This is a genomic window from Phaeobacter sp. SYSU ZJ3003 (assembly GCF_041300735.1).
GTDB classification, from domain to species: domain Bacteria; phylum Pseudomonadota; class Alphaproteobacteria; order Rhodobacterales; family Rhodobacteraceae; genus Phycobacter; species Phycobacter gallaeciensis_A.
Genome location: NZ_PXNU01000072.1, coordinates 1 through 4,578, shown reverse-complemented (window position 1 = coordinate 4,578; position 4,578 = coordinate 1). Strand labels below are relative to the sequence as shown.

The window sequence follows — 4,578 nt, the reverse complement described above, 5'->3', positions numbered from 1 at the left end:
ACCTCGGCATTCTTCGAAAGCAGAACCGTATCGGTGCTTTGATCTAGCACGAAGGCGGCGCGGGCCTTTGTATCAAAGGCCGAGGCCGGAACAGAGGCAATGCTCAGCATAAACCCGGCGCAGGCGGTCAGTTTCAGTGCGGATTTGACAAGATCGATCACCGGTGTGTCATCCTTGTTGGTCTGTGTGCAGGCGACGCGGGGCTGGGGGCGTCATGCAGGTCAATTGGTCACCGCGTAGGCATCCGAGAAGCCAGCCTGTTTGACGCTTTTCAGCAGCTGGCTGCGCTCGCTCTTGGTCTGTGCCGGTCCGACGACAACGCGCCAGAAGGGTTTGCCGTTGGAGGATTGCTCATAAACGATCGGGATCATGCCTGCATTGCGCATCTGACCTGCTGTGCGATTGGCGTTTGCCTCGACGCTGAAGATACCGATCTGGATGTAAGGTTTTTCAAGCGGCGAAACGCGTGTTTTTGGCGTCGCGGGCGCGGCCTGTGGTTTCGCAGGCGCAGACGCTGGGGTTGCATCCGGTGCGGGCGCATCGATAGCTGCTGCAGCCCCGGCGATCGGGTCCAGCGGTGCCTCTGCAACCGCATCGGGCGTCAGTGCCTCGCTCTGTGCCGTGGTATCTGCGGCATCCTCCGCCGGTTCTGCAGCGACCTCTTCCGGTGCGGTTTCGCGGCGCAGGGCAGTCACGTTCAGTTCGACCGGGGCGCCTGCCAGCATGCCCAGAGCCGCTGCCGCATCCGAGGAGGCCTGAATGCGCGGTCCGGGAATTTCACGCTCGCGGCGGAACAGGGCGCCGATTACGAATTTTCCATTGGCGCTGTTGCGGATGATGACCCGTTCCGGATCCTGCGCATCGGGGTGGGCCACCCAGACACCGCCAAGGGAGGGACGCCCGTCCCAAAGTCCAGCCTCGGTCACCTGAAACACATCCGGCGATTCCACGTCGCGCTCCACCAATTTGGTGCTGCTGGCGGATGTCGGCGCTGTGTCGGTCGCAGAGGCTTTGGGCTGCAGGAACGGCAGCCCGGCGCCGTCTTCACAGGCGGTCAGCATCAGCAGACATAAAGCAGACGCGCAGATCCGCGCGCCGGTTTTTCCGATTGGCGTGGCCCGAGTTCTGGCCTGTGTCATGGTTCTTCCCTTGCCTGTGCTCAAAGCGGCGATGCGCTGCTTGCCGGGTTCCCGGTCATCGTTTGATTTTGCAAATGATAGCCTGCGTCTTCTTGCATGAAAACCCTGTCCCCAAGCGGGCGGCACAAAAGCATGGCAATTGGCATTATTTCGCGTGCGTTTACATCGGGCGCAGCTCCTTGTTCGAAAAAGATGGCACGATTTTCCCTTGCACGATGCGTTGGCGCGGCCTAAACCGCCAGCGGACCGGGGAGGTGGCAGAGTGGTCGAATGCGGCGGTCTTGAAAACCGTTGAACGTGAGAGCGTTCCCAGGGTTCGAATCCCTGTCTCCCCGCCACTTGCACATTGCAAACCCGAGATAAGGTCCCTGACGGGGCGCTTTTTCTTTTTGTTTCAAAGGGGTTTAGCGAGGCCATCCGACTTTCGGAGACTGGCGTTTCTGCCGAAATTGGTCTCTGAAGCCCCCGCGTCTCTTTCCATCCGCCCTTCACCCAAATCGAGACGGATTCAAAAAGTGATGCCTTTTCAGTGGGTTGATGAAATGGAGCTACGCCGCAGTTGAAGTGGGTTCATCTGCTCTCGGTGCGAACAGAGACACCCTAAGGCGGCGTGGTTTAGGGTAAAGTCGCGCATTTCTGCCAAGTTGAACTTTGGCGACCACGCGTTAGCTCCATAAGCTGATACTATGAGATTGGCTCCATGACCGACTTAACCCCGACCCGCGCCGCCGGCGAAGAACTCTTGACAGTGTTTGAGGCTCGAATGGGGCGGAGATATGCCAATGGCAGGAATACGGACCATGGCCCTGGCGCACACAAAGCAGTTTCAATGCTATCACCCTATATCCGGCGTAGGTTGGTGCTAGAGTCAGATGCGGTTTCCGCGGCACTGTCCGTCCATGGGCCGGACGATGCGGAAAAGTTCGTGCAAGAGGTGATCTGGCGCGGCTACTTCAAAGGCTGGTTGGAACGCCGACCGCAGGTCTGGGACAGTTATCGCAAAGGGCTGGACGCTGATCTTGCCACGCTTGACCGTGATCGCCGCCTGCGCCGCGATGTCGATCGTGCAATGGCTGGGCAAACGGGGCTGGAGTACTTTGATGCTTGGGCAGATGAAGTGGTGGATACCGGTTATCTCCACAATCACGCTCGGATGTGGTTCGCGTCGATCTGGATCTTTACGCTAGGGCTGCCGTGGCGGTTAGGTGCAGATTTCTTTTTTCGTAACCTGCTGGATGGTGATGCCGCCTCAAACACGCTGGGTTGGCGCTGGGTGGCGGGACTGCACACGCGTGGCAAGCCATACCCAGCCGACGCGCAGAATATCGCGACCTTCACAGCTGGTCGGTTTACTCCGCGCCGCAGTGATCTGGCCGAGGTAACACAAGGGCTTGAGGCAACCGAGCCTGAGGGCCTGCCCTCCGTTTTGCCGCTGCGCCCTGTGATATCACCGCAACCCGGCCGCCCAACGGCGCTGCTGATCACGGACGAGGATTGCCGGGTCGAGGATTTCGACCGTTCTGCTTTAGATATCCGAACGGCGGCTACTCTTGTAGTGGGTCATCTGCGATCCCCATTGCCGGTCTCTGAACTTGTCCTCGGATTTGAGAATGGTGCATTGGCGGATGCTGCTGCGCGCGTTGGTGTTGCGGCAGTGGAGATGCAGGCCAACGACCCCGCGGGCTTGGTGCGCTGGGCGGTTGATGCGGGCGCAACACAGATCGTCACGCCGTTTGTTACGCGCGGTCCGTTGCGAGATTGGCTGGATGCGGCCACCCCAGCTTTGGTCGAGCAAGGCATAACGCTATGCGAATGGCAGCGCGATTGGGATAGAGCGATTTGGCCCCATGCCACCGCAGGATTTTTTAAGGTCAAAAAAAATATCCCACGCATCCTTGAGCAGGTGGGTCTGGCATGATCCCCGTCGTTATCATCGGCTCCGGCATTGCAGGTTTGGCTTGTGCCCGGACCCTGGCTGCCGCGGGCCTCGCCCCAGTTGTGCTGGACAAAGGTCGCGGCATTGGCGGTCGCGTGGCGACACGAAGGGTGGGTGCCATGCAATTCGACCATGGCGCGCAATATGTCACGGCGCAAAGCCCCGGTTTCGAGGCCCTGTTATCAGTACTACACACGGACGGGACACTGGCAAGATGGCCAGATGAAGGCGATCGCTCACGCTACGTGGGACGGCCCGGCATGTCAGCATTGGCCAAGGCGCTTGGGGTCGGGTTGGACATCCGTCAAGGTGTACAAGTCAAAGGCATCACACAAATCGGCGATAGCTGGGCGTTGCAGCTAAGTGACAGCGTCCTTCAAACCCGACGCGTGGTTCTAACCGTGCCCGCCCCGCAGGTAGCGGGTTTGCTGGGCGCGGAGCACTCGCTGGTCGCTGACTTGGCCCCTGTGCGGCTGGCACCTTGCTTGACGCTGATGGCAGCCGTGACCGCCCCCGTACCCTTTGCCAGCCGCCAAGATCGGGACGATCCACTGGCCTGGATCGCGCTGGACAACAGCAAGCCAGACCGCCCACCAGGCACAGGGCTGTGGGTCGCGCAGGCGGGCAAAGATTTTTCCGAAAGGCATCTGGAACAAGACGCTCCCACCATCGCCAATGCCATGCTGCCTTTGCTCTGTGATCGTCTGGGTGTGACAGTAGACTGTGTGACACATGCCGCTGCTCACCGCTGGCGCTATGCCCGAGTGACGCAGGCGCTTGATCAACGGTTCCTGACGAGCGCGGACGGCACGCTGCATCTTGGTGGCGACTGGTGTGTTGGCCCTAGGATAGAGGCCGCCTGGCAAAGCGGTGCCGCCATTGCCCACGACATTCTGGCCCGCGCATGATTCTTTTGGACGATCCTCGTATCACGCGGCTGACCACATTGATCCGCGCCGCCATGCGACCCCCAAAAGGTCCAGGGCGCATCGCTCTTGCGCTGTGCATTGGTGTGCTTTGCCATGCGACATTCGCAGCGGGTGTGTTGGCGATGATTGTGATGATGTTTTTTGGCCTGAGCAAAAGCCTTGGCACGGTGCCGTGGCCCACGGCGGCTCTGGCCAACGCCGCGCTTATCGCACAGTTTCCGCTGGCGCATTCGCTGCTATTGACTGGTCCTGGAGGTCGTTTTCTGACCCGTCTGATCCCCGGCCCTCATGGTCAGACACTAGCCACCACCACCTATGCCATCGTTGCATCAATCCAGCTTCTTGCGCTGTTTACGCTATGGACGCCGTCCGGCATCGTCTGGTGGCAAGCCGAGGGTGCAGTGTTCTGGGCTGTAACGGGCGCCTATTCAGCAAGCTGGCTGATCCTCCTAAAAGCCAGCTTTGATGCAGGTGCTGAGGTGCAATCGGGTGCATTGGGCTGGATGTCTGCTGCGCGACAAACTGGATGAGATTCCGCGTCAATCAGGATGAGACGTTGCGGCGGGCGTGTGTC

Annotated in this window: 3 protein-coding genes, 1 tRNA gene and 1 pseudogene; 4 read left to right on the top strand and 1 reads right to left on the bottom strand. The window is 60.0% G+C overall.

The window, feature by feature from the left end:
* Window positions 1-221: 221 nt before the first annotated feature.
* Window positions 222-1,139, bottom strand: coding sequence for an SPOR domain-containing protein (locus C6W91_RS19165; protein WP_368946863.1), 918 nt, complete (start codon window positions 1,137-1,139; stop codon window positions 222-224).
* A 248-nt stretch (window positions 1,140-1,387) separates the two neighbouring features.
* Between C6W91_RS19165 and C6W91_RS19160 the strand changes: the two genes are divergently transcribed.
* The 4 genes and pseudogenes from C6W91_RS19160 to C6W91_RS19145 form a co-directional block, all read left to right on the top strand.
* Window positions 1,388-1,477: transfer RNA gene (locus tag C6W91_RS19160), tRNA-Ser, on the top strand.
* Window positions 1,478-1,839: 362 nt separating this feature from the next.
* Entirely contained in the window at window positions 1,840-3,057 is a 1,218-nt protein-coding gene (locus tag C6W91_RS19155) for an FAD-binding domain-containing protein (RefSeq protein WP_370571397.1), read from the top strand.
* The gene (locus C6W91_RS19150) at window positions 3,054-3,983 is read left to right on the top strand and encodes an NAD(P)/FAD-dependent oxidoreductase (RefSeq protein WP_370571396.1); all 930 of its coding nucleotides are present in this window, start codon (window positions 3,054-3,056) and stop codon (window positions 3,981-3,983) included. The genes C6W91_RS19155 and C6W91_RS19150 overlap by 4 nt, the downstream gene beginning before the upstream one ends.
* A pseudogene (locus tag C6W91_RS19145) lies at window positions 3,980-4,513 on the top strand (isoprenylcysteine carboxylmethyltransferase family protein); the annotation flags it as partial. The gene C6W91_RS19150 and the pseudogene C6W91_RS19145, both read left to right, overlap by 4 nt.
* Window positions 4,514-4,578 lie beyond the last annotated feature (65 nt).

Bases quoted from the DNA above. Each gene is read 5' to 3' on its own strand.
- C6W91_RS19165 (WP_368946863.1), bottom strand. From the start codon at position 1,139: ATGACACAGGCCAGAACTCGGGCCACGCCAATCGGAAAAACCGGCGCG.
- C6W91_RS19155 (WP_370571397.1), top strand. From the start codon at position 1,840: ATGACCGACTTAACCCCGACCCGCGCCGCCGGCGAAGAACTCTTGACA.
- C6W91_RS19150 (WP_370571396.1), top strand. From the start codon at position 3,054: ATGATCCCCGTCGTTATCATCGGCTCCGGCATTGCAGGTTTGGCTTGT.